Annotated in this window: 17 protein-coding genes; 6 read left to right on the top strand and 11 right to left on the bottom strand. The window is 43.8% G+C overall.

Translation table 11 applies throughout. The features are described 5' to 3' along the window. Positions 1-41: 41 nt before the first annotated feature. From ntrC to glnA, 3 genes are all read right to left on the bottom strand, one after another. Positions 42-1,475, bottom strand: a complete 1,434-nt coding sequence (gene ntrC, locus MAR181_RS15105) for a nitrogen regulation protein NR(I) (protein WP_013797468.1) — start codon at positions 1,473-1,475, stop codon at positions 42-44. Further along, on the bottom strand, positions 1,472-2,557 hold the full coding sequence (gene glnL / locus MAR181_RS15100; protein WP_013797467.1) for a nitrogen regulation protein NR(II): 1,086 nt from the start codon (positions 2,555-2,557) through the stop codon (positions 1,472-1,474). Before glnL ends, ntrC begins: the two co-directional genes overlap by 4 nt. 205 nt (positions 2,558-2,762) lie before the next feature. Further along, the gene (gene glnA / locus MAR181_RS15095; RefSeq protein ID WP_013797466.1) at positions 2,763-4,169 is read right to left on the bottom strand and encodes a glutamate--ammonia ligase; all 1,407 of its coding nucleotides are present in this window, start codon (positions 4,167-4,169) and stop codon (positions 2,763-2,765) included. A 332-nt stretch (positions 4,170-4,501) separates the two neighbouring features. On the opposite strand from glnA, the gene thiI reads away from it, so the two are divergent. Then, the gene (thiI, locus tag MAR181_RS15090; protein WP_013797465.1) at positions 4,502-5,953 is read left to right on the top strand and encodes a tRNA uracil 4-sulfurtransferase ThiI; all 1,452 of its coding nucleotides are present in this window, start codon (positions 4,502-4,504) and stop codon (positions 5,951-5,953) included. Positions 5,954-6,015: 62 nt separating this feature from the next. Here thiI and modF read toward each other — a convergent pair whose 3' ends face one another. Further along, on the bottom strand, positions 6,016-7,470 hold the full coding sequence (gene modF / locus MAR181_RS15085; RefSeq protein WP_013797464.1) for a molybdate ABC transporter ATP-binding protein ModF: 1,455 nt from the start codon (positions 7,468-7,470) through the stop codon (positions 6,016-6,018). A gap of 127 nt (positions 7,471-7,597) precedes the next feature. Beyond that, positions 7,598-9,070, bottom strand: a complete 1,473-nt coding sequence (gene ilvC / locus MAR181_RS15080; RefSeq protein ID WP_013797463.1) for a ketol-acid reductoisomerase — start codon at positions 9,068-9,070, stop codon at positions 7,598-7,600. 218 nt (positions 9,071-9,288) lie between these two features. Here ilvC and ilvY point away from each other — a divergent pair, with 218 nt between their 5' ends. Beyond that, the gene (gene ilvY, locus MAR181_RS15075; RefSeq protein ID WP_013797462.1) at positions 9,289-10,176 is read left to right on the top strand and encodes an HTH-type transcriptional activator IlvY; all 888 of its coding nucleotides are present in this window, start codon (positions 9,289-9,291) and stop codon (positions 10,174-10,176) included. A 128-nt stretch (positions 10,177-10,304) separates the two neighbouring features. On the opposite strand, the gene MAR181_RS15070 is transcribed toward ilvY, so the two are convergent. Both MAR181_RS15070 and MAR181_RS18280 read right to left on the bottom strand, forming a co-directional pair. Then, positions 10,305-11,918, bottom strand: coding sequence for a methyl-accepting chemotaxis protein (locus tag MAR181_RS15070; protein ID WP_013797461.1), 1,614 nt, complete (start codon positions 11,916-11,918; stop codon positions 10,305-10,307). 315 nt (positions 11,919-12,233) lie between these two features. Continuing rightward, positions 12,234-12,440 (bottom strand): type 2 periplasmic-binding domain-containing protein, encoded by a 207-nt coding sequence (locus MAR181_RS18280; protein ID WP_083815574.1) that lies wholly within the window; start codon positions 12,438-12,440, stop codon positions 12,234-12,236. 506 nt (positions 12,441-12,946) lie between these two features. Between MAR181_RS18280 and MAR181_RS15065 the strand changes: the two genes are divergently transcribed. Together MAR181_RS15065 and MAR181_RS15060 are read left to right on the top strand one after the other, a co-directional pair. Then, entirely contained in the window at positions 12,947-14,137 is a 1,191-nt protein-coding gene (locus MAR181_RS15065) for a sugar transporter (RefSeq protein ID WP_013797460.1), read from the top strand. A gap of 124 nt (positions 14,138-14,261) precedes the next feature. Then, positions 14,262-15,626, top strand: coding sequence for a GGDEF domain-containing protein (locus MAR181_RS15060; RefSeq protein ID WP_245546170.1), 1,365 nt, complete (start codon positions 14,262-14,264; stop codon positions 15,624-15,626). Positions 15,627-15,681: 55 nt separating this feature from the next. Here the strand turns inward: MAR181_RS15060 and gshA are convergent, their stop codons facing one another. From gshA to MAR181_RS15040, 4 genes are all read right to left on the bottom strand, one after another. Then, positions 15,682-17,274: a glutamate--cysteine ligase gene (gshA, locus tag MAR181_RS15055; protein ID WP_013797458.1), complete on the bottom strand. Its 1,593-nt coding sequence runs from the start codon at positions 17,272-17,274 to the stop codon at positions 15,682-15,684. Between the two features lie 319 nt (positions 17,275-17,593). Next, entirely contained in the window at positions 17,594-18,580 is a 987-nt protein-coding gene (locus tag MAR181_RS15050) for a 2-hydroxyacid dehydrogenase (protein ID WP_013797457.1), read from the bottom strand. 1 nt (position 18,581) lies between these two features. Beyond that, positions 18,582-19,535: a sugar kinase gene (locus tag MAR181_RS15045; RefSeq protein ID WP_013797456.1), complete on the bottom strand. Its 954-nt coding sequence runs from the start codon at positions 19,533-19,535 to the stop codon at positions 18,582-18,584. Between the two features lie 106 nt (positions 19,536-19,641). Beyond that, positions 19,642-20,652, bottom strand: coding sequence for a LacI family DNA-binding transcriptional regulator (locus MAR181_RS15040; protein ID WP_013797455.1), 1,011 nt, complete (start codon positions 20,650-20,652; stop codon positions 19,642-19,644). A 716-nt stretch (positions 20,653-21,368) separates the two neighbouring features. Here MAR181_RS15040 and MAR181_RS15035 point away from each other — a divergent pair. Together MAR181_RS15035 and MAR181_RS15030 are read left to right on the top strand one after the other, a co-directional pair. Then, a complete protein-coding gene (locus MAR181_RS15035; protein WP_013797454.1) occupies positions 21,369-22,571 on the top strand; it encodes a cystathionine gamma-synthase family protein in 1,203 nt (400 codons plus the stop codon). 184 nt (positions 22,572-22,755) lie between these two features. Continuing rightward, a complete protein-coding gene (locus tag MAR181_RS15030; protein ID WP_013797453.1) occupies positions 22,756-23,562 on the top strand; it encodes a transporter substrate-binding domain-containing protein in 807 nt (268 codons plus the stop codon). Positions 23,563-23,572: the final 10 nt, after the last annotated feature.

Below are 23,572 nucleotides of genomic sequence, written 5' to 3'. Positions count from 1 at the left end.
CACCTTGATATGACTGGCTTTGTTCGAGGATTTAGAGAGTATTACTCGTCATCTTGTTCGGCGTGGTCAATATTGAGTTCTTTGATTTTTCGAGTCAGGGTATTACGGCCCCAGCCAAGCAATAATGAAGCGTCACGGCGGCGACCACCTGTGTGGGCAAGCGCCGTTTCAATCATAATACGCTCAAATTTAGGCACGGCTTGATCCAGTATGCCTTTTTGTCCCGTAGCCAAAGTACTGTCTACCCAGTTCTTCAATGCTTCTTCCCAAGAGGAGAAGGGTTGCTCATTTGGAACGGCTGTTAATAATTCTGGCGGTAAATCTTCCACTAGCACTTCACGGCCAGATGCCATAACAATTAACCAGCGACAGGTGTTTTCAAGCTGGCGAACATTTCCTGGCCAGTCTAGCTGAGTAAGGTAGTTTTCAGTTTCCTTTGTTAGTTGTTTAGGCTCAACCGATAACTCTTCAGCGGCCCGACTAAGGAAATGGCGTGCCAGTTTTGGAATGTCTTCACGACGTTCTGCCAGTTTAGGCAGGTGGACACGAATAACATTTAAACGATGGAATAAGTCTTCTCGGAATGACCCTTTTTGAACCAAGGTTTCTAGGTCTTGGTGAGTTGCTGCTATGATGCGCACGTCCACTTTTACTGGCGTGTGTCCACCGACTCGATAAAATTCACCGTCGGCTAAAACCCGCAACAATCGTGTCTGAGTCTCCGCAGGCATGTCGCCTATCTCGTCCAGAAATAAGGTACCGCCATTGGCTTGTTCAAAGCGACCGCGTCGCTGAGTATTGGCTCCGGTAAAGGCACCTTTCTCATGGCCAAACAACTCTGATTCGATTAGGTCATGCGGGATCGCCGCCATGTTCAAGGCAATAAAAGGATTGGCGGCTCTTGGACTGTGAGTATGCAGTGCTTGGGCAACCAATTCTTTACCTGTACCAGATTCACCATTAATTAGAACGGTAATGTTGGAATTCGCTAAACGGCCAATCGCACGAAAGACTTCCTGCATTGCAGGCGCTTCACCAATGATCTCTTTGTCGACCTGTTGTTCGACTTCTTCTTCCATGTCCTCTGTGCTGGGCATGGCATTTTTATGGTGAAGCATGGCACGTTTTACTAGGCTAACCGCTTCTTCAACGTCAAAAGGTTTAGGCAAATATTCAAATGCACCACCTTGATACGATGCCACGGCGCTTTCTAAATCTGAATGTGCCGTCATGATAATCACGGGCAAATAAGGGTAGTCGCTCTGTAGTTTTTCAAGCAGTTTTAACCCGTCCATCCCTGGCATACGAATGTCACTGATGATGGCATTAGGCTGCTCTTTATCAATCATGTGTACTAGGTTTTCAGCTGAGTCAAATAGACGGCATTGAATGCCTTCTTGTTCTAATGTTTTTTCTAAAACCCAGCGAATGGAGCGGTCATCATCAACAATCCATACGGTTTCTTCAGTTGTCATAAGTGTTTCTCCTGCTCTTGGACTGTCGTCTCAATGGGTATTAATATATTGAATTCTGTGTGTTGAGGTTCGCTGTTGCATTCCACAATGCCCTGATGTTGATGGATAACCGATTGGGCAATTGAAAGTCCCAGACCTGTGCCGTCTGCACGGCCACTGACCATAGGGTAAAATAAGGTATTTAAAATATTTTCTGGAATGCCTGGACCGTTATCAATGATGCTGAGTTTGCAGACTAAACGGTGACGCTTTGAGCCGATGGTGAATTGGCGTAAGGTGCGAGTCACAATTTGAATGGTTCTGTTTTGATTGTTGTCATCGGCCATTAAGGCTTGCATGGCATTTCGAGTAATGTTCAATAACGCTTGTATTAACTGAGATTCGTCGCCAACAAGGTCTGGAATGCTCGGGTCATAATCTCGAATGAGCTTAATTTGATTGTCCGTTTCCACGGAAATAAGTTGTCTAACGCGCTCAATCACTTTGTGAATATTAAGCGGTTTGTTTTTTGGTAATTGTCTTGGCCCCAGTAGGCGGTCGACCAAATCTCTTAACCGGTCTGACTCTTCAATGATTACTTGAGTATAATCTTTTAGAGCTTCGTCAGTAAAAGCTCGGCTGATTAATTGCGCGGCACCACGAATGCCGCCCAGCGGGTTTTTGATTTCATGGGCCAGTCCCCGAACTAATTCTTTACTGGTCTCATGGTTGGCAATGATTTCATCTTCTTTGGAGATGCGTTTCATTCTGTCTCTTGGGTAGAGTTCAATAATGAGGCTTTCGGTAAAGTTAGAAGAGCCCATAACCGGGGTAACGGTATAGTCACAAAACAACTTCTTCCCATTGCTGCATTCAATTTCGGCTTCACGTTTGGTGAAGGGATGGCCTGACTCAATGGCTGACATCAAGGCTTCAATGCTTTCTTCGCCTTCGCGAAATGCCGCGCTTAAGTCATTTCCATAGATGCGACGACGACTGACCGCTAATAACATTTCGGCGGCTGGATTAAGGTACTCAATCTCTAACTTGTGGTTTAATTCAACTACCGCAGTGGATAAATGATCTATTAATAAACTGTGCACACTAATCGCCTCTTCTCTGACATTAATCTAACTGCAAAAAACGAACCAACATTGGGCAATCCAAAACCGCTTATTTATCAAGTCTTTTATTTTTTATGTATGGCATGTCTGCACTATTGTAGTGCATTTAGTGAGGGGTAAATTTTCTAGTGCAAAAAAAAGCCCCGATCTGTGTCGGGGCTTTTAAATTAGAAATTATGACGGATTATACGCTGTAGTAAAGATCGAATTCTACAGGGTGAGTTGTCATAGAAACGCGCAATGCTTCTTCGGTTTTCAGTTCGATGTAAGCATCGATCATGTCATCAGAGAATACGCCGCCTTGAGTTAAGAACTCACGACCTTCGTCTAGACACTTAAGCGCTTCTTCTAAGCTGCCAGCCACTTGTGGGATAGCCAATGCTTCTTCTGCTGGAAGGTCGTAAAGATCTTTATCAGCCGCATCGCCTGGGTGGATTTTGTTTTTGATGCCGTCAAGGCCAGCCATCAACATAGCCGCGAAAGCTAGGTATGGGTTAGCGGTTGGATCAGGGAAACGAGCTTCAATACGCTTGCCTTTAGGGCTTGCAACGTATGGAATACGGATAGAAGCAGAGCGGTTACGTGCAGAGTAAGCCAACATAACAGGCGCTTCAAAACCAGGAACAAGACGCTTGTAAGAGTTAGTTGAAGCGTTGGTAAACGCATTCAATGCTTTAGCGTGCTTAATGATACCGCCAATGTAGTAAAGCGCTGTTTCAGATAGACCAGCGTATTGGTCACCAGCGAACTGGTTAACGCCATCTTTCCAGAAAGATTGGTGAACGTGCATACCAGAACCGTTGTCGCCAACGATTGGTTTAGGCATGAAAGTCGCTGTCTTGCCGTAAGCGTGAGCAACATTGTGTACGCAGTACTTAAGTACTTGTACTTCATCGGCTTTCTTAACCATAGTGTTAAATTTAACACCGATTTCGTTTTGACCAGCCGTCGCTACTTCATGGTGATGAACTTCTATTTCTAGTCCCATTGTTTCCATCGCGCCACACATTGCAGAACGTAGGTCGTGATGAGAATCTACAGGAGGTACTGGGAAGTAACCGCCTTTCACGGTAGGACGGTGACCCATGTTACCGCCTTCGATTTTAGAGTTAGATGCCCAAGCGGCTTCTTCTGCATTGATTTCTACAGAACAACCAGACATGTCAGCTTTCCAGCGAACGTCGTCAAATACGAAGAATTCTGGTTCTGGACCAAAGAAAGCCGTGTCGCCAAGACCTGTTGATTTTAGGAACTCTTCAGCGCGCAATGCAACAGAACGTGGATCGCGGTCATAACCTTGCATAGTAGAAGGTTCGATGATGTTACAACGAACAATAACCGTAGGCTCTTCAGTGAAAGGGTCAATAATTGCCGTGTCATCTTGTGGCATCATGATCATGTCTGATTCGTTAATGCCTTTCCAGCCAGCGATGGAAGAACCATCAAACATCTGACCATTTTCAAAGAACTCTTCATCAACAGTAACAGCCGGAATCGAAACGTGCTGTTCTTTACCTTTAAAATCAGTAAAACGAAGGTCAACCCACTTCGCGTCATGCTCGGCAATCAAGGCAAGGGTCTTGTCTGACATAGTTATTCTCCAGTCGTTGTTAAAGCAAAATAGCTTTTCGTTTGATAGTGCTTCAATGCAAAGCACGATTTCCCCAATATAAAGCACAAGCTGTGCCAGAAGTTTGTGCGAATAAAAAAAACCATAAAAAACATATAGATAAAACGATAGGTTATTTTTTGTGCACAGATTAATGACCACTCAAATAGCATAATATATGCATAATGAACTGTGTTGGTGCAATAATTGATGTCGTGATTCTTTTTGGTGCAAATATAAAGTTTTCGTATCCCTGTCCTTTTCTTTATAATGCGCTTTCTTTTTAACCACTTGGTATTTTACCCGCAAGCTCTATGAAATTTATCGTTAAGTTCTTCCCTGAAATCACCATCAAAAGTCGTCCTGTCAGAAAAGCCTTTATCAAACAGTTAAGACATAATCTCAAGTTGGTGTTAAAGAAATATGACTCGGAGGTGGTGGTCGCGGGAAACTGGGATTTCATCGAAGTATTGTCTAATCGCGATGAGTTACGTGAGGATTTCACCGATGCGCTTTCTCGAGTCGCTGGTATTGCTCACTTCCAATTTGTCAGAGAGTTTCCGCTCACGACTTTGGATAACATAGTCGATGAAGCTTTATCCTCCTATGAAGCGGATTTAAAAGATGCGGTGTTTGCGGTGAGGGTCAAGCGTGTTGGTAAGCATGATTTCTCTTCTGTTGAAGCTGAGCGTTATATTGGCGGATGTCTAAAGGCCAAAAGTGGTGCATTGGGTGTGCGCTTAAAAAATCCAGATGTGTTAGTCCCAATTGATATTCGCGATGACCGTGTCTGGATCATTGAGCAACGAGTGGAAGGTCTCGGTGGTTATCCATTAGGGTCGCAGGATTCTGTTTTATCACTCATCTCTGGTGGCTTTGATTCAACCGTGAGTTCATATCTTACAATGAGTCGCGGATTGAAAACGCATTTTTGCTTTTTTAATCTTGGCGGTGATGCCCATGAAATTGGTGTGAAGCAAGTGTCGAATTACATTTGGGAAAAATACGGATCCTCATTGAATGTTAAGTTCATTACCATTCCTTTCGAAGCGGTTGTTGGTGAGATTCTGACTAAGGTCGATAATTCCGAAATGGGTGTGGTACTGAAACGTATGATGCTAAGAGCGGCGTCAGAAGTCATGGAAGGCGTTGGGGCCAAAGCCTTGGTAACGGGTGAAAGTGTCGCGCAGGTTTCCAGTCAAACCTTGATTAATTTAAAAGTCATTGATCAAGTAACGGATGAATTGGTTATTCGTCCTCTTATCACGTCTAATAAACAAGAAATCATAAATAAAGCGATTGAGATAGGGACAGCTCCTTTTGCAGCCAGTATGCCGGAGTTTTGTGGTGTAATTTCTGTCAAGCCGACCACGCGAGCCAAGATGCATCGCATTGAACGAGAAGAAGGCAAATTTGATTTCGCAGTGCTAGAAAAGGCGGTTGAAGACGCTAGAGTGATGTCGATTCAAAATGTGATGGACGATGTTGAGAAACAGTACCAAGGTGAAGTGCCAGTGGTACGTATGCCGGTAGGCGATGAAGTTATCATAGACATTCGACATCCTGATGAGGCAGAAAGAAAACCGTTAAAGGTCAGTGGTCGTCCAGTTAAAGCCATTCCTTTCTTTGCACTGGAGTCGGGATGGGCTGACATGCCTGCGGATACTACCCACTTATTCTATTGTGGCAAAGGCGTAATGAGCCGAATTCATGCGTCTTACTTGTTAGGGAAAGGGTATACCAATGTGGGGATTTACCTTCCTTAAACCTCTTCCTTGATTGAAAAAGCCAACTCAATGAGTTGGCTTTTTTGTTTTATAAGGCAAGGTTAGCTGTGTTTCTTTAATGCCAAATAATTCTCTATGCCTTTGATTTTATCTTCCGCGTGATGATTGACGTACAGTACGGTGGTTTCTGAACCAGCGCAGATTTTTTCGATCAAGGCTAATACCAATTGACGGTTCATGTCGTCCAGACCAAGGCAGGGTTCATCAAGAATCAATAGTGGTGGATGTTTGACCATGGCGCGGGCAATAAGTAACAAACGTTGGTCGCCGTAGGATAACTTGTTAAAAGGCTGATCCGCTCGATCACTCATGCCGAGTAGAGACAACCAGGTGTCGGCAATTTTCTTTTGGCCATCGCTGGCTTTTGTATACATGCCGATGCTGTCGTGAAGCCCAGAAATAATGACATTTCGACAACTGGTGCTGACACGGTATTCCCATTGTAGTGATGTCGAGACGTAACCAATGAATTGTTTAATCTGCCAGATGCTTTCGCCGTTACCTCGTTGGAAACCGAAGACGAAAATATCATTCACATAACATTGAGGGTGATCACCGGTAATCAGTGATAGCACGCCAGTTTTGCCACTGCCATTTGGGCCGCTAAGTTGCCAATGCTGGCCTTTCTCAATCGTCCAATTGAGCTTATCGACAATAACCGTGTCATCGTATTTGATGGTGATGTCTGTGAGTCTGACAAGCGGTTGGTCTGAATCAAGCTCTGGCAGTTGGTTCGCCGCGTCAATGTCTGGGATGGTTAGCTTGGTGGTCTTTAAATGGAACAGTTGAGCGAGTTCTTCGAAAGCAGTCTTGTCTTCTTTATCAATGGTTAATGCCAGACGACCAGAGTCGATATGGCCATCGTTGTGAGACTTTTCCATGTAGGCCACATGGGTGATGAAGTCAGGCATTTCATCAAAACGATTTAATACCAACACCATTGGTGTGGTGTTAATGATGGATGAGAGATGATTTTGCAGCATGCTTAGTGTGTTGGCGTCTAGACCATCAAATGGTTCGTCTAAAATCAGTAGGTCGGGTTGGCTGCAAAGAGCGCGAATCAACATGACCTTGCGTGTCTCACCGGTAGACAACTTACGAAAAGCGCGCTCTTGTAATTCTCTAAGACCGAACTTTTCAATCAAATCGTTTGCTAAATCGACATCTCGGCAGTTTTCAAAGAGGATTTCATGAACCGGTGTCCCTTCTGAAATCACATCCATGATGTCGGCATCGTCTTTTTTTAATTCACGCGCAATGAGTTCGGCTTGGGTCTCAAAAGACACGATAGCTGGGCGTTTGGGTAGACCTGTTATGGCGCCATGTTTAATGTCCCCAATACCTGCGAGTATCGCAGCCAGCGCTGACTTGCCTGAGCCATTCGATCCAGTAATGACCCAATGTTGGTTGGCTTGTATGGTCCAATGAATGTCATTCAGTTCAAAGTCTTCATTAAAGTCGACGGTGAGCTGGTTTAAATGAATGTTGGAGTCCATATTCGCCTTCCAAAAATTAAATGAGTTAAAGTACATACAAAAAAGCCGAGATGTATTTCTATAAATAATCTCGGCTTTTTGACGTTATGTGTCGTTAATATGCGATGTTATGATCGCAACAATCGACTTATACGATTTTTTTCATGTCCGCCATGTGACCACGTAAAATACCACCGATGGCTTCTACTGGATGGCTACGTAGCGCTTCATTTACTTCGATTAGACGAGCGTTGTCTACACCAGTATCTTCAAGATCTAGACCTTTACCGATTACGTCAGTCTTGATGTCTTTCATGAAGTCACCTAGCAAAGGTAGGCAAGCGTGGTTGTATAGGTAGCAACCGTATTCTGCCGTGTCAGAGATTGTCGCGTTCATTTCGTAAAGTTTCTTACGAGCGATTGTGTTCGCGATCAGTGGTGTTTCGTGTAGAGATTCGTAGTATGCCGATTCAGCGATGATACCGGCTGCCGTCATAGTTTCGAATGCTAGTTCAACACCGGCTTTCACCATAGCAACCATCAAGATGCCGTTATCGAAGAATTCTTGCTCAGAAATTTCAACGTCACCCGCTGGTGTTTTCTCGAAGTTGGTCTCAGCCGTTTCTGCGCGCCAGCCTAGAAGGTTCTTATCATCGTTCGCCCAATCTTCCATCATAACGCGAGAGAAAGTACCGTTGATGATGTCATCTTGGTGCTTGTTGTATAGAGGGCGCATGATCACTTTAAGCTCTTCAGAAAGATCGAATGCTTTGATCTTAGCTGGGTTAGAAAGACGATCTAGCATGTTAGTCACGCCGCCGTATTTCAAGGCTTCTGTAACCGTTTCCCAACCGTATTGGATCAACTTAGAGGCATAACCTGCGTCGATGCCTTCTTCAACCATTTTGTCGAAGCAAAGGATAGAGCCAGTTTGCAACATACCACAAAGGATAGTTTGCTCACCCATAAGGTCAGATTTCACTTCTGCGATGAAAGAAGACATTAGAACGCCTGCTTTGTGACCGCCAGTACCTACAGCGTATGCTTTAGCTAGAGCAAGACCTTCACCTTTAGGGTCGTTGTCTTCGTGTACAGCGATCAGCGTTGGTACACCGAAACCACGAACGTATTCAGCACGTACTTCAGAACCTGGGCATTTAGGAGCCACCATGATTACGGTAAGGTCTTCACGGATTTGCATACCTTCTTCCACGATGTTGAAACCGTGAGAGTAAGATAGGCAAGCGCCTTCTTTCATAAGAGGCATAACGGCTTTCACAACTGGAGTGTGTTGCTTATCAGGCGTTAGGTTCAATACAACGTCTGCGGTTGGAATTAGGTCTTCATATGTACCAACAACAAAACCGTTTTCAGTGGCGTTTTTCCATGACTGACGTTTTTGAGCGATCGCTTCAGGGCGCAATGCATAAGACACGTCTAGACCAGAATCACGTAGGTTCAAACCTTGGTTAAGGCCTTGTGCGCCACAACCGATAACAACCATTTTTTTGCCTTTAAGCGCGTCTACGCCGTCAGCAAATTCAGAGCTGTCCATGAAACGACATTTGCCTAGTTGTTCTAATTGCTCGCGAAGCGGCAAAGTATTGAAATAGTTAGCCATGATAAGCCTTTCCTAAGTTATTGTGTTGATATCCGTGATCAAGACACACGAATATGAAAGTAGTGTTACCAAGGAGAAAATAGGTTGGTAACCGATGGAGGCTACTGTAATGGATCCATACCTTTTCGTAAATTGATATATTTGCAATACAGTATCCCATTTTTTGCAACATGACTGTATGATGGTGCTTTCAACAATCTCTTAAGGCGTGAGCTAAATTGAACATTAAAGCCATCAAACATTTCCTCGCGTTGGCCGAAAGTCTGCATTTTGGCCGAGCTAGTGATGAATGTAATATCAGTATCTCAGCCTTGTCTCGTAATATTCGTCAGCTTGAAGAAGAGGTCGGAGTTGCGTTATTTACCCGTGACAATCGTACGGTGGCATTGACGCAAGAGGGGAAAAAATTTCTTCGTTATGCGCGTGATGCCAGTAGTCAGTGGCGTTTGATTCGTCATGAGTTGACGGACAATTCTGATCAGTTGTATGGAGAGATCAGTATATACTGCTCGGTAACGGCCAGTTACAGCTTTTTGTTTGAACTGCTAAATCAGTTTCGACAAGTGCATCCGGGCATTGAAATTAAGCTTCACACCGGCGACCCAGATGAAGCCATTGCCCGAATTTTAGACGGTAAAGAAGACATTACCATTGCTGCACACCCTACTTCCGTCGCGCGCAACTTGGCCTTCAAGCCCATCACGATATCGCCACTCGTTTTCATTGCGCCTGTGGAACAGCATTTGCCCAGTGTTCCGGCCCAGCCGCCTGAGACAGCCGATCAATGGAGCAAAGTTCCGATGATCCTCTCGGAAGCGGGTGTATCAAGAAACAGTATTGATCAATGGTTTCGTAAACAAGACATCTCCCCGACTATTTATGCGCAGGTTGCCGGTAATGAGGCCATCGTTAGTATGGTGAGTTTGGGGTTTGGTGTAGGAGTTGTGCCCAGCATCGTACTGGACAACAGCCCCTTAAAAGAGCGTGTGCAAGTGTGGGATGTTCAGCCAGAGCTCGCTCCGTACGACATTGGCTTATTCACTCTTAACAAGAGCCTAAAGAACCCGATGGTCGAGGCGTTTTGGAGCCTAATGACCAGTAAATAGAGCCCAATTCAGGTAAATCGGGCGTTAAGGAGAAAGAGAAAGGTATAACTGAAATCAGAAGTCGTATTCACACCTTCACTTGTTATTAACTACTTTAGGTGTGAATACGAGTATGGATAGCGCAACGATTAGAGCTTAAAGAAGCTAAGCTGCTGCTGTACATCGACACTGCTTTCGGCCATGTCTACACCTGAGCTTTTTGCGATTTCTGCATTGTGCTGCGTTAGATCGCGAACAGAGTGCATTTTTCTATTGATGTTTTCTGACACAGAAATCTGTTCCGCTGCGGAGGACGCAATCTGCTGAGTTTGATCAGAAATGCCTTCAATTCGCTCCAGTATATTGCTCGTTAGTTCATTGCCTTGTGCGACTTGATCGTGAGAGGACTCAACGAGCACTAGGCTACTGTCCATTTGGCTAACCGCTCGATTGCTGGCGTCGTTTAGCTTCAGTAGCAGTGCTTCTATTTCATTAACGCTGTCTTGGGAACGTTGAGCCAAGCCTCTTACCTCGTCAGCGACGACTGCGAAACCTCGCCCACTTTCACCTGCTCGTGCTGCTTCAATTGCGGCATTTAATGCAAGCAGATTCGTCTGCTCTGCAATTCCTCGTATGACACCAAGAATCGTCTCAATATTATTAGTTTCATTACGAAGTTCACTGACAACGCCGTTGGTTTCTTTTAAAGCAGCAACTAAATCATTAATGGCGTTTAGCGTGTTTTGTGCGGCTGATAGACTGGTTTGTGCCACTTTGCGAATTTCATTGGCGGCTACCGCAGACTGCTGTGTATTGTCAGAAATGGTGTGGTTATTGGCTGACATCTGATCAAGAGCAACAACAACCTGTTCAGTGTTCTCCATAATTTCCAGTGAGCACTCCGCAACATCGTTGTTGGCCTTAAGTACACCTTGGCTGTTTTCGTTAACAGTATTAACTGAACTCAATACGTTGTTGATCACAGTACGTAGATTTTGAGTTGTCACATTGATCGCGTTGCCCAAATCTGAAATTTCATCGTTGCCCGAGACTGCGATAGGCTTATTCAAATGCCCTTCAGCCATACTTTGTGCGGCGCTTCGAACATTGCGGATTCCATTCACAATATTATTTGAAATAATGTAGCCCAGTGTTAACGAAACACTTAAGGCAATGAGAATTGCGCCCCAGAAATTAAATTCTATTTCAGATACAAGCGTTTCAGTTTCCTGCTTGGCTTTTAAAACCTCTAAGTGGTTTTGTTCAGTCAAATCAGAAAAATACGCCATCAGCGTCTTGTAAGACGTGATAAAAGCAGAAAACACTGGAAATGGCGCTTTGTGGTTATCCGAATTTTGCATCGCTTTGACAAAATTTTGTGTCTTGTATTTAAAATCTTCGGTCAAGTCCTGCAGTTTTTTCAAGACACTCGTATCGCCATTAAAGCCTTCGTTCAAGTTTGAAAATAATCCAGGGGTCTTGTTGTAACCTTCCGAAATGGCTTCTAAGTAGGGTGGGGTTTGTTTATCTAAAGACAGTAGATAGGCAACTTGTAAACCTCTTACATTAACCATAATGCTTACTTGAGCTTCTTTAATGAGCTCCAAATTTAATGAAGTGGCGTGGCTTTCACTATAAAAGCGGTCGAAGCTGTCTACCAAGTCAGTACTTTTCGACTTCATTACGCTCAATGCCACTAAGAACACGATAATGATGGAACTTACAAGCGCTATAAATTTTGCTCTCATTGATAGATTATTCATGTGATACCTATTTTACTACATTCTAAAGGGACATTTTTATATCTAATTTAGGTGGGAATGATGACGTTTTAGAGGAAGTTTCAGGTTATATAAAGCCAGTTCGCTTTTCGCCTTATGCGATGTTAATCACCTTCTGTTCTTACTTTTAAGTACATATTCTAGTTAACATTTTCCTAAATAAGAGCAATTGCACAGTTTCTCACATTTAGAAAAAAGTGGGACTTTAAAGAACCCCCTCAACATTTGCAATCACTTTTGAGTCAATTGAGCGCTCGCTAAAAACCAAAAAGCCGACGTTACTGAGGGGTTATCTTCCTATTTTGCGCTCTTCGCCGTTTGTTGGCTGAGCAATTCACGCATCGTTTGTATAAAGAGCTCTCGGCTTCTACCACGGCGGCAAATCATAGAAAACGGTGCCTGATAAACAAATTCGCTGGGTAATATGGGACGTAAGCGATCTTCTTTGACGAAGCTTTTAGCATAGTGTTCAGGTAAATAACCGACATATTTTCCTGATAATATTAGTGTGAGCTGAGCCCGGAATTAGAGCCTTATGATATTGGCCTGTTTACACAACAAAAAAATCTTAAGAATCCTATGGTAGAAGCCTTCTGGTCATTAATGGCAGACCGAAAATCCTCTTAAATAAGACTTAAAAGTCGATCGATTAAGACGGGCTTTATAGAATGAGAAATTGCACGAAAAGTGTCCATAAAAATTCATAATTTATCTGTTTCTTTATTGTAGAAAAAATGGACAATGAGCGCCTTGGGAAGGTTCGAACAAGTTCACTGGCTACGGTAACGTGCTCCTGCGTTGCTCTAATCCCCTACTTTCATGTAGGGGGCAGCGTGGGAATCACTCTCTTTTATTCGAGGCAAGTTTCGCCGTCCAATATCAGTCTATTGGCAACAAGCTTAACAAAGAATAAAGAGAGCTTAGCCCACGCCCTTCGGGTCTTTCAGAGGACGTATTCGCACCTTCCCTTGTTTACGTTCACTCTTCGATAGGTTTTTTCACAAATTAATATGACAGCAATTCCCCCTCTAGAGGAAACGGTTTCCCGCCGTGTCCAATATTTACGTGTCTTCATTCTTGGCTTCAGTGCGTTTATTTTTAATACCACTGAGTTTGTGCCTGTGGGTCTGCTTTCAGACATTGCTGATAGCTTCACCATTGCTCCTGCTCAAGTTGGCTGGATGTTGACTATTTACGCTTGGATTGTCGCGTTGATGTCCTTGCCAATGATGTTGCTAACGCGAAATTTCGAGCGTAAAACCCTGTTATTAAGTCTCTTTGTTCTTTTTAATGTTAGTCACTTATTAACGGTATTTGCTTGGAGTTATGGTGCGTTATTGGTGAGTCGAATTGGTATTGCTTTTGCGCATGCGATTTTTTGGTCGATCACTGCGTCCATTGCGATCCGCGTTGCGCCACCAGGGAAAGAAACCTTTGCGCTCAGTGTGTTAGCAACCGGAACCGGTTTAGCCATGGTGCTGGGGGTGCCTGTGGGACGCATCATTGGGCAATGGCTGGGATGGCGAGTGACCTTTGCTGTGATTACTGTGATTGCGATTGTCGTTGCCGTCTCCTTGTTTAGCTTGCTGCCAAAGTTACCAAGTTTGTTTTCTGGCTCCTTGAGTAAGGTGCCAGAAATTTTAAAGAATCGTATTCTTTTAGGCATGTATTTATTCATCTTTGTGATTTTTTCAGCTCACTACACGGCATACAGTTACATTGAGCCATTTTTACAGCAGATCGGTTTGGTGAGTGAGCATTTTACAACTCTGATTCTTCTGCTTTTTGGGGTGGCGGGCATTGCTGGCAGTATTTTATTCAGCCAGTTAGGTGATCGGGCGAATACACTCATGTTGGTAATCAGCAGTGTTGTTGTCTCGTTTTGTATGCTGAGCTTATTTTTCACTGTGCAGCATTCTACTTGGCTGATTGTGGTGATTTTGCTCTGGGGCGCTGCAATAATGATCATAGGTTTAAGTATGCAAATTAAGGTGCTAAGCATCGACAACAGTGCGGCAGACATCATTATGTCCCTATATTCTGGCATTATTAATTTGGGCATTGGGGCGGGCGCTTTGATGGGGGGGCAGGCTATATTATTAATGGGGTTACCAAGTGTTGGTTTCAGTGGGGCTGCGTTAGGTGTTTTGGCACTAGCGATTTTGATTATTCTATTCGGTGCGATACGTGATACTCGCTAAGAGCTGGGGTTAGAATGAAAGAGGTTTGTCATTGCCTTTTTTCTATCTATGTTAGACTAGACAGACTTCTTTTCATCTTTATTTATAGCTGCACAAAATTATGTTTGATTGGTTCTCATTATCTATGACTAAAAAAGTCGGTGGTTTGTCATTCATTCTGCTGTCATTTCTCTTTGTGGTGATTCTTTTCTCTGCTTATCAGTCACAACGTATCTATTATAATATGATGGAGGTCGCTGAAATTGATGTTCCTTTATCTGAAATTGTCGCAGAAGTGGAAGTCATTCAATTAAGACAGGATTTGTTTATTGAATCTTTGCAATGGCACCCCCACGCTACTTCCTTTAACTCCCCAATGGTTGAATTACAATTAAATGATCAAACCGAACAAGATTTTAGAACGTTCAACCAGGCTTTAGCGTCGCAGTTATTTAAGGCTGAAAAAGTACTGCATAATGCTCTGACATTGGGCAGTGTACGGTTGAAAATGACGGATCATCAAGCGCTAATGGAAAAAGTAGGTCTTTTGCATAAGCATAGAATCGCCTTTGAAAAGACCCTGAATAAAGCATTTCGCACTCAAAGTATGTCATTACAAGATTGGAGTGTTTTGGAGGATATAGACCAAAAGCTCGAATATGAAAGTGATCGTATGCTTAGAATGATCGATGTGTTAACCATGAGAGTAAGTGATGCTGTTGAAGGGCAAGAGCATAGGTTTGTGCTGATTAACGCTATGCTGGGAATTTCTGCATTAGCTATTGGAACCTATTTAACTCTTTATATTATTTTGTCTTTCCGTAAACGAGTGTGGTCTTTGCGTGGCCAAATTCATCATCTGCATCATGCGTTATCGACCGAGTCGAATCCTCAAAGAGAACACCTTAAAAGCAATAATATGCGAACCAAAGATGAGCTGGATGAGTTGGAAGATGATTTACAAATATTATTGAGCCGTTTTTCTTCTGAAATAGACAACCGTCAACAAATAGAAAATGAGTTAATCGAATTGGCGACGCGCGATAAGTTAACAGGAGCTTATAATCGGCGAAAATGGGATGAGCAAATGCAGGCGGTATTGCATCTGGCTCATCAAGGCTATGCTTTCAGTGTCATTCTGATTGATGTTGATTATTTTAAAAAGGTTAATGATACGCAAGGGCATGATGTTGGAGATAAGGTACTTAAAGTGCTCGTAACAGAACTGAATCGTTTGCTGAAACCACAACGGGACAGTTTATTTCGTTTGGGCGGTGAGGAATTTGCGGTCCTACTAAAAAGTGGTGATTCTGATGATGCTAAACAGCTGGCTGAACAACTCAGACATCATATAGAAACGTTTTCTCAGCCAGATCTCCCTGCGATCACCATCAGCCTTGGGGTAACCGGTTATCAAGAGGGTGATACTCGTCAAAGTCTGGTAAAGCGTGTCGATCAGTTATTATATGAGGCAAAAGCGGCGGGCAGAAATCAAGTTGTGTCGGATTAGACAGAACCTGATTGCTTATGCCCGAGCATTATTCCAATCTATCGCATTAATTGTATTATTGCGGTTTAAGGTAAGTGGTTAAGAAATCGTCAAAGTCTAGGGTGTCGGCGGCTTCAATGGCTTTTTGCTCTTGAATGGAGGCATCCGCTTTAATGTCAAAAGCGTGTTTTGTTTCAGCTGAAAGTGGGCGTGTTAACCAGTCGGCTTGTTGCTGTTTCGACAGTTCAAGCATGGCATTTTGATAGCCATTGTGATTCTGACAAAGATTGAGCAGTTGTGCTGATGGCAATTTGCTTTCATCTTTTAGCTTGTCGGCTTGTTGTTGAACCGCCTCCAGATACGCTTTGTTTCCTGTGTGAGTGGTTAGAAACTGTGCCACTTGTTCTAACGCTTTGATCACTGTGTTTGTTTTATCGCGTAATTTAATGGCCCCGTGACCAAAGTCGAATTCCATGTCCAGATCACGTCCATGGGAAGCAATTTGCTGTTGCAGCTCTCGCAATTTACTGCATTCATGCGCTCCCAAGTGCTCGTCACCGCGCAACATGCAATACAACAAAAACACATCAATAAAGTAGAGTGTGGATGTTTGCATACCGATAGGGGAACTTGGGTCCAGATCCATGATGCGAACTTCGATGTACTCGACGCCTCGGGATTGTAATGCCGCACTTGGGTGTTCGCCTGGTTGTGTGACACGCTTCGGACGAATGTCGCTGTAATATTCATTTTCGATTTGTAATAGGTTGCTATTAAGTTGACGATAGTGTCCGTCCACCTTGGTACCTATGTCTTGATACTTCTGATAAGGCGTTTGCAGGGCTTTTTTGATGGTGCTGATGTAGGTATCTACTTCGTTATAGCAAACGTATAAGTCTGCTTGAGCCTTATTCTGATAACCCAAATCGCTCATTCTTAATGAAGTTGCTTTTGGCCCAAACCAAGTTTTTTCGTTTAGTGTGCTCAGGCTATCTGGTTTGTTGTTTAAAAAGCTTTCGTCAATGGCTGGTGATGCACCAAACAAAAGTGACAGTAGCCAGGAATGACGACGAAAGTTTCGGATCAAAGCAAAGTAGCTATCCGATTTAAATGTTTGCTTGTCCGCTTCTGACAGATTGGTGTGGCCTTTGTAGGTTTCTAGAAAGGACCAAAAACTCTCGTCAAAAGAGAAGTTGTAATGCATGCCAGCGATGCATTGCATGATACGACCGTATCGATTGGAAAGGCCTTCACGATAAACTCGCTTTAGTTTGCCGGTGTTGGATTCTCCATAATAGGCAATTGGCACATCGTCGTTACTCTCTAAAAAACACGGCATGCTGGCAGGCCAAAGCGACTCATTCAGCTGGTCTAATTCATGGTTAACGAGGTTGTGAATGTCTTCTAATTCTTGAGTAACGCCTTCCACGCTAGGGTGTACTTGCGTGATGAACTCCATGAGCGCTTCAGAGTAGTCTGTTGTAATGGCGCTGTGGGTTAAGGCTGAGCCAAGACTTTTAGGGTGTGGTTTATGGGAGATTCGTCCTGTTGAACGATCGACTCGTAAGGCTTCTCGCTCGACACCACGGTGAAAAGTGATGGCTGTAGAAGAGTTGGACTGATGGCAAAATTCCGCTAATGCTTGTAGTGCATTGGTTAAGGTAGTCAAGAAGTGTTCCTTCTACAAATACGGCTAAATAAATTTTTCAGATTGTACTCGGCCTAGCTTGCATGCGGCAAGTTATCACTGACAGTGTCCACAAAAGTTGCAGACTTGAGTAAGGGAAGGTGCGAACAAGTCCTCTTGCCTCAGCATGTGGATAAGAGCCTGTTATTCGAGGCGAGTGCCGAATGTGAATAGTTAGCCTATTGCCGAGGTGCTCAACAAAGAATACAGGCTTAGTAGACTTATTCGTACTTTCCTAAGGTGTTTAAAGTAGAAATACCAATGATGGCGGGCGGGTGACAGATACATCGTTGTTTATTGGTCAACGTGAGTTCTTTAGTAAATGGCCATTAGCGCAGTTTTGTGAAATGTCTCCCGACATGGCTCGGATCAGGTTGTCCACAGCACAAGTAATCATTTTACGACGGGTTTCCACTGTGGCTGAACCAATGTGCGGGAACAGAACGGCATTGTCTAACTGGCATAATGGCGAATTGGCTGGCAAAGGTTCTTGTTGGAAAACATCCAAGCCAGCAGCGCGAATTTGCTTTGTCTGTAGGGCTTTTATCAAAGCCGATTCATCGATTACCTTGCCTCTTGAACCATTGATAAAGATGCAATCCGGTTTCATTAAGGCAAACTCTCTTTCACCTATCAGGCCTTGCGTCGAAGCGGATAAAGGGGTCATAACGCAGATGAAGTCTGAACTGGATAGCAGGTTCTCTAAGCTCAAATACTGGGCGTCATAATCTTTCTCTGCCTGTGGGTTGGGGGTACGATTAAAGTATTGGATTTTCATATCAAAACCCAAGTGAGCACGCTTCGCAATGGCTTGGCCAATGCGTCCCATGCCAACAATACCGAGTGTTTTACCGTGAACGTCGGTGCCATAAAGGTCTGGACCTATGGTGTGTTTCCAGCGGCCTTCTTTCACCATGTTAGACAGTTCAAGGGCGCGTCTGGCCGTACACATAAGTAATGCAAACATGGTATCGGCAGTGGTTTCGTTGAGCACGCCAGGTGTGTGCATAACGGGAATGTTGCGGCGTGCAAGATAGTCTAGGTCGTATTGATCTGTGCCGACGGAAATAGTGGAAGCGACTTTGAGCTTGCTGGCCTGTTCAAGTCGTTCCGTTGGCAGTTTTATGCCTGAGCCGCCAATGATTCCTTCTGCTTCTCGCAAAGCCGCTAAGAATTCGATTTCATTATCACGATGAAACCCATCGAACTCCATTATGTCAAAGTGCATTGCAAGACGTTGTCGTTCGTCATCAGGAAGAGGTTTGTAGAGCAATACTTTGGGTCTCATATTAATCTGCCTTTTCTAATTCGCTTAGTACATCCCTTGTTGGTAAGCCTTCACTGTCTCCTCGAACCTGAACAGTTAAAGAGCCTAGTAAATTACCACGTCGTGCTGCTTGAGCCATAGTCTGGCCATCCAGTAAAGCGGAAATAACACCCACCGCAAAACTGTCACCAGCCCCTACCGTATCAACCACCTTGTTGACAGGGAACCCCGCTACCGTACCAGATTCACCAGTGCGGGTTTTATAGTATGCGCCCTTGCTACCAAGCTTAACCACAACCGCTTGGCTGCCATGGTGTAAATAGAAATCGGCAATCTCTTCCGGTTGATCGCTTCCTGCGAGGATTTTACCCTCTTCGATGCCCGGCAACACAATATCACTGGCAAAAGCAAAGTTATTGATTTCTTTAATCATAGTCGCTTGGTCTGGCCACAGAGCGGGGCGTAAATTGGTATCAAAAGAGACGCGGCAACCTTGCTCTTTTGCCAAATTTAGAGCTTGCTTGGCGGCATCTCGAAGACTCTCGGAAACGGCAACTGACACGCCGGTAAGGTGAAGATGAGGTTGCTGATGAAAGAGGATGCTGTCAATATCCTCGGTACTCAAGGTCGAAGCCGCTGAGTTACGGCGATAATATTCTACCTTTGGATCACTGCCGTCGGTGACGTTGGACTTAAGCATAAAGCCTGTGGCGTTCGTGGTGCTCTCTAAAATGTGATTGGTCTGAATCTTCTCGTGCTGAATCGATTCTTTAATAAACTCACCGAAACTGTCGTTGCCGACCTTGGTAATATAGGTTGAGTGAAACCCCATTCTTGCCATACCAATAGCCACATTGACCTCAGCGCCTGCCAAGGAGCGGGAAAACGAAATAACCTGTGACAACTCACCCGGCGTGTCTGCCACAAACATGGCCATGGCTTCTCCGATGGTGACAAAACTTGGAATATTCGACATGGTAAAACCCTTTCAGTTTATCGTTATTATTGGAATAAATGACTATAAATGGAACCGGTTCCATATGCAATCTTAGTGAAACTAGGTTGGCTGTTTGATCGTCTATTTAAGTGGATTCTCGAACGATCAGTTCAGCGGAAAGTGTTAAGTTCAGCGGTGCTTCTTTATTACCTTGAATGCGTGTTAGTAGGCGTTCACACGCAGTTTGTCCTATGATTTTAGAGGGTTGGCGCATAACTGTGATGCCGCCTTCAAACAATTGCGCCCATTCGGGATCATCAATGCCAATCAAGCCGATGTCTTGACGAATTTGTAGATTGAGTCCTTTTAACGCCTTAGCTGTGCTCATCATGGCGACGCCATTGATGGTGAAGATGGCTTTTTTACGTTGTGGGTAATGCCCTATGAATTCTTGAATGGCTTGCGATATCGAGTCAACGCACATATTGTCTGTTTCGAATACCTGATAATGGAGCGTCGAGTGTTGGTTGCAGAAGTCAGCTATGGCATCGACTCGCGCTTGTCGCGGTTCTATTTCCAGTGATTCCGTAATAACCAGAAGAGCGTTATAAGATTCGCCGAGCAGATGTTGGCAGGCTTGGGTAACCGCTTGGTGATTATCCAGACCAACCGAATCATAACCGAGTGACGTGTTGATCCTATCCACCAGTACTAATGGGCAGCTCAGTTTCTGAAAAAGTGCCACTTGCTTTGGTATCATTCCCGCAGTGTTAATGATTAATCCGTCTACTCGATGGGCTTCCAGTAACGTTAGGTATTGAGCTTGCAGGTCTTGCTGATTATTGGTGTTACACACCATCAGCATATACCCCTGCTGACGACAGACATCCTCAATGCCTTGCAATACGTCAATGGAATAAGGGTTGGTTACATCCGCTAATAACAGACCAATCAATTTTGATTGTCCCGCTTTTAGCATGCGAGCCGAGTGATTTGGTCGATAATCTAACGTTTTGATGGCATTGGCAATTTTATCAATCATCAGATCGGATAATTTATTCTGCTCACCGTTTAGGTATCGCGATACACTGGTTTTACCAACATTGGCATGTTTGGCAACATCTGAGATGGTGGCGAAGCCTTTTTTCTTTTGCAAGGTGATTCTCGATAGCCTGTTGAGTTAGATCTATGATTATTGAGAGACACACTTTAAGACAAGGTTAAAGTTTAGTGCAATATAAAAAGGCTCCGGTTTGGAGCCTTTTCATGATGTGGCTATGTTTAATGAATAGGATTAAAAAGTATATCCCGCGGTTATGGCGGTGTTACTGCCATCATACTCACTTGCAAATTTGTATTTTATGTTGGTATAGCGTAGCCCAATGTGTGCCTGACTGAATATCTTATAATTTGCTTCTAAGATAAGACCAAGAGCATTGTCTGCCGTTGTATTGAAACCACTGAAACTACTATCGTACTCTGGGTTAAGGTGATAGGTTAGTCCTACACCGAACTGAAGTTTCTCACCTTGTTTGGTGATTAGTAAGTCGATTGGAAATCTAGTGAAGTCAATTGATCCGTTTGAGGCCGAAACATTATCATTTTAATAGTTAAGTGCGGTTTTCAGAAAAATATCGTTGTTTTCTGAAATAGGTACAAGAGTATATAGACCAAAAGAAATGCCTGCTACAATCATATTTCGTTTCATATACTTCCTTATCCCTTATGAAAATGTGTATAAATAAGAAATTAATAGCCATTAATAAAATCGACCCTCAATCTCGAATTTGATGATTACTACTTATCGGGTAACTTACTTATAGTTGGCACTATTAGTGATACAGCTTTGTCAGAATTGAGTAGGTGGTGAGTGTGATTGAGAAAAAAGAGATAGGTCTTGGGACTAAGGCAATATGGGGCGGTGAAGAAGAAGGGCATCCATATCGAGCGACCCAAACGCCTATTGTCGCGAGTGCGGCTTATGGCTATCAAGATATCGATCATTGGTATGATGTGGCGTTGGGTGAAGCCCCCGGCTTTATTTATAGTCGAATGAGCAACCCCACCGTAGAAACCCTAGAAGCTAAAATTTGCTCTTTGGAAAATGCTGAGTCTGCCGTGGCTTTTAGTACAGGAATGGCAGCCATTAGTAGTGCCCTTTATACCTTTCTACAAAATGGTAGCCGTGTGGTGTCCACCAAAGACAGTTATGGCGGTACCAACAAAGTATTCGAAGAATTTTTACCTCGTATGGGTGTGGATGTCGTGTTATGTGAGACCCATAGTCATGAGCAGATAGAAGCGGAAATTGCCAAAGGCTGCGATGTACTGTATTTGGAAACACCGACCAACCCAACGCTTAAAATTGTTGATATTAAACGCTTGGCGGCCGCAGCTAGAAAAGTAGGTGCCATTGTGATGGCGGATAACACCTTTGCTACGCCGTTGAATCAAAACCCTTTGGCGTTGGGCGTAGACATTGTGATTCACAGTGCGACCAAGTTTTTGAGTGGCCATGCGGATGCCATGGGTGGTTTGGTGTGTGGTGCTGAGCCTTTGATGGCGAAAGTCAGGCATTATCGTGAAATTAATGGTGCTTCACTGGATCCATTTTCAGCTTATTTGATTATTCGTGGTATCAAAACCTTGGCGCTAAGAGTGCGTCAGCAACAAGTAAGCGCGCAAGCCATCTCCGAATTTTTGCTAACAGAGCCGATGGTTGACGCGGTGAATTACCCAGGGTTACCGAATCATAATAATCACAAGATTGCTTGTGAGCAGATGCACGGTTTTGGTGCTATGGTTAGTTTTGTGCTCGCAGGCGGTATGGAGACAGTAACACGTTTGTTACCGCAATTGCGTTATGCGCACTGTGCGGGCAACTTGGGGGCGGTTGAAACCATTTATGGTCCAGCCAGAACCACGAGTCATGTGGAAAATACCTTGGAAGAGCGCCAAGCATTAGGTATTTCGGAAGGGCTAGTGCGCATTTCCGTGGGGATTGAAGATACAGAGGATTTAATTTCTGATCTTAAACAGGCGTTTGAGTTTGTTCGGAATGCTTCTTGCAGGTAAGCTTGCCTGAAGCGCGAGTACGCAAACTCATTTTAACGCTCTAGAAATCCTGTATTTCCTAAGGACTGTGTTAATGAATTTATGTATTATGTGCGGCCAGTTATAACACTATGATAAGAAATATTGGGAAGGTTCGAGTTAGTCGTCTTTCTCAATTCACAATTCAAATTGGGGACATTAAATAATGAAAAAAGTATTGATTGCTTTTGCTGCTATGATCAGTGCAACGGTTGCGTCTGCTTCAGACATTAATCTTTGGGAAAAATCCACCTTGAATGACATTCTGACACGTGGCGAGATACAAGTGTGTCTTGAAGCGGGTTACATGCCATTCGATATGCGTGACAAAAAAGGCAACATCGTCGGTTTTGATGTGGACATTGCCAAATCTATGGCAAAAGCGATGGGTGTAAAAGTCGATCTACGCAATACAGCTTGGGACGGTATCATTCCAGCCTTGTTAACATCTAAGTGTGACATCATCATTTCTGGTATGACCATCACAGCTGAGCGTAACTTGAAAGTTAACTTTACTGATCCCTACATCATTGTTGGTCAAAGTATTTTGCTAAGCAAAGACCTAGAAGGCAAAGTCAGTTCTTACCGTGATCTAAATAACAGCAAGTACACAATCGCAACTAAGCTAGGTACGACGGCTGATTACGCGACTAAGCGTTACCTAAGCAAAGCTAAAGTAAACCTTTTTGAAACAGAATCTGAAGGTGCATTAGAAGTCATCAATGGTAATGCGGATGCTTTCGTATACGACTTGCCATTTAACGCTATCTACGGCTCACAGAACAGCGACAAATTGGTTCACCTAGATACGCCATTTACCTACGAACCGCTAGGTATGGCGATCCGTAAAGGTGATCCAGACTTTATGAATTTCATCAATAACTACCTAGCGCAAATCAAAGGTGATGGTACTTATGATAAAATTTACAACAAATGGTTCGTAAGTGATGCATGGATGAAAAACATCCAGTAAAATCCGCACC

The sequence above is a fragment of the Marinomonas posidonica IVIA-Po-181 genome, assembly GCF_000214215.1.
GTDB classification, from domain to species: domain Bacteria; phylum Pseudomonadota; class Gammaproteobacteria; order Pseudomonadales; family Marinomonadaceae; genus Marinomonas; species Marinomonas posidonica.
The sequence above is the reverse complement of the archived record's forward strand: the minus strand, read 5'-3'. Positions and strand labels throughout refer to the sequence as shown.

Bases quoted from the DNA above. Each gene is read 5' to 3' on its own strand.
- ntrC (WP_013797468.1), bottom strand. From the start codon at position 1,475: ATGACAACTGAAGAAACCGTATGGATTGTTGATGATGACCGCTCCATT.
- glnA (WP_013797466.1), bottom strand. From the start codon at position 4,169: ATGTCAGACAAGACCCTTGCCTTGATTGCCGAGCATGACGCGAAGTGG.
- thiI (WP_013797465.1), top strand. From the start codon at position 4,502: ATGAAATTTATCGTTAAGTTCTTCCCTGAAATCACCATCAAAAGTCGT.
- modF (WP_013797464.1), bottom strand. From the start codon at position 7,470: ATGGACTCCAACATTCATTTAAACCAGCTCACCGTCGACTTTAATGAA.
- ilvC (WP_013797463.1), bottom strand. From the start codon at position 9,070: ATGGCTAACTATTTCAATACTTTGCCGCTTCGCGAGCAATTAGAACAA.
- MAR181_RS15070 (WP_013797461.1), bottom strand. From the start codon at position 11,918: ATGAATAATCTATCAATGAGAGCAAAATTTATAGCGCTTGTAAGTTCC.
- MAR181_RS15065 (WP_013797460.1), top strand. From the start codon at position 12,947: ATGACAGCAATTCCCCCTCTAGAGGAAACGGTTTCCCGCCGTGTCCAA.
- MAR181_RS15060 (WP_245546170.1), top strand. From the start codon at position 14,262: ATGACTAAAAAAGTCGGTGGTTTGTCATTCATTCTGCTGTCATTTCTC.
- MAR181_RS15050 (WP_013797457.1), bottom strand. From the start codon at position 18,580: ATGAGACCCAAAGTATTGCTCTACAAACCTCTTCCTGATGACGAACGA.
- MAR181_RS15045 (WP_013797456.1), bottom strand. From the start codon at position 19,535: ATGTCGAATATTCCAAGTTTTGTCACCATCGGAGAAGCCATGGCCATG.
- MAR181_RS15030 (WP_013797453.1), top strand. From the start codon at position 22,756: ATGAAAAAAGTATTGATTGCTTTTGCTGCTATGATCAGTGCAACGGTT.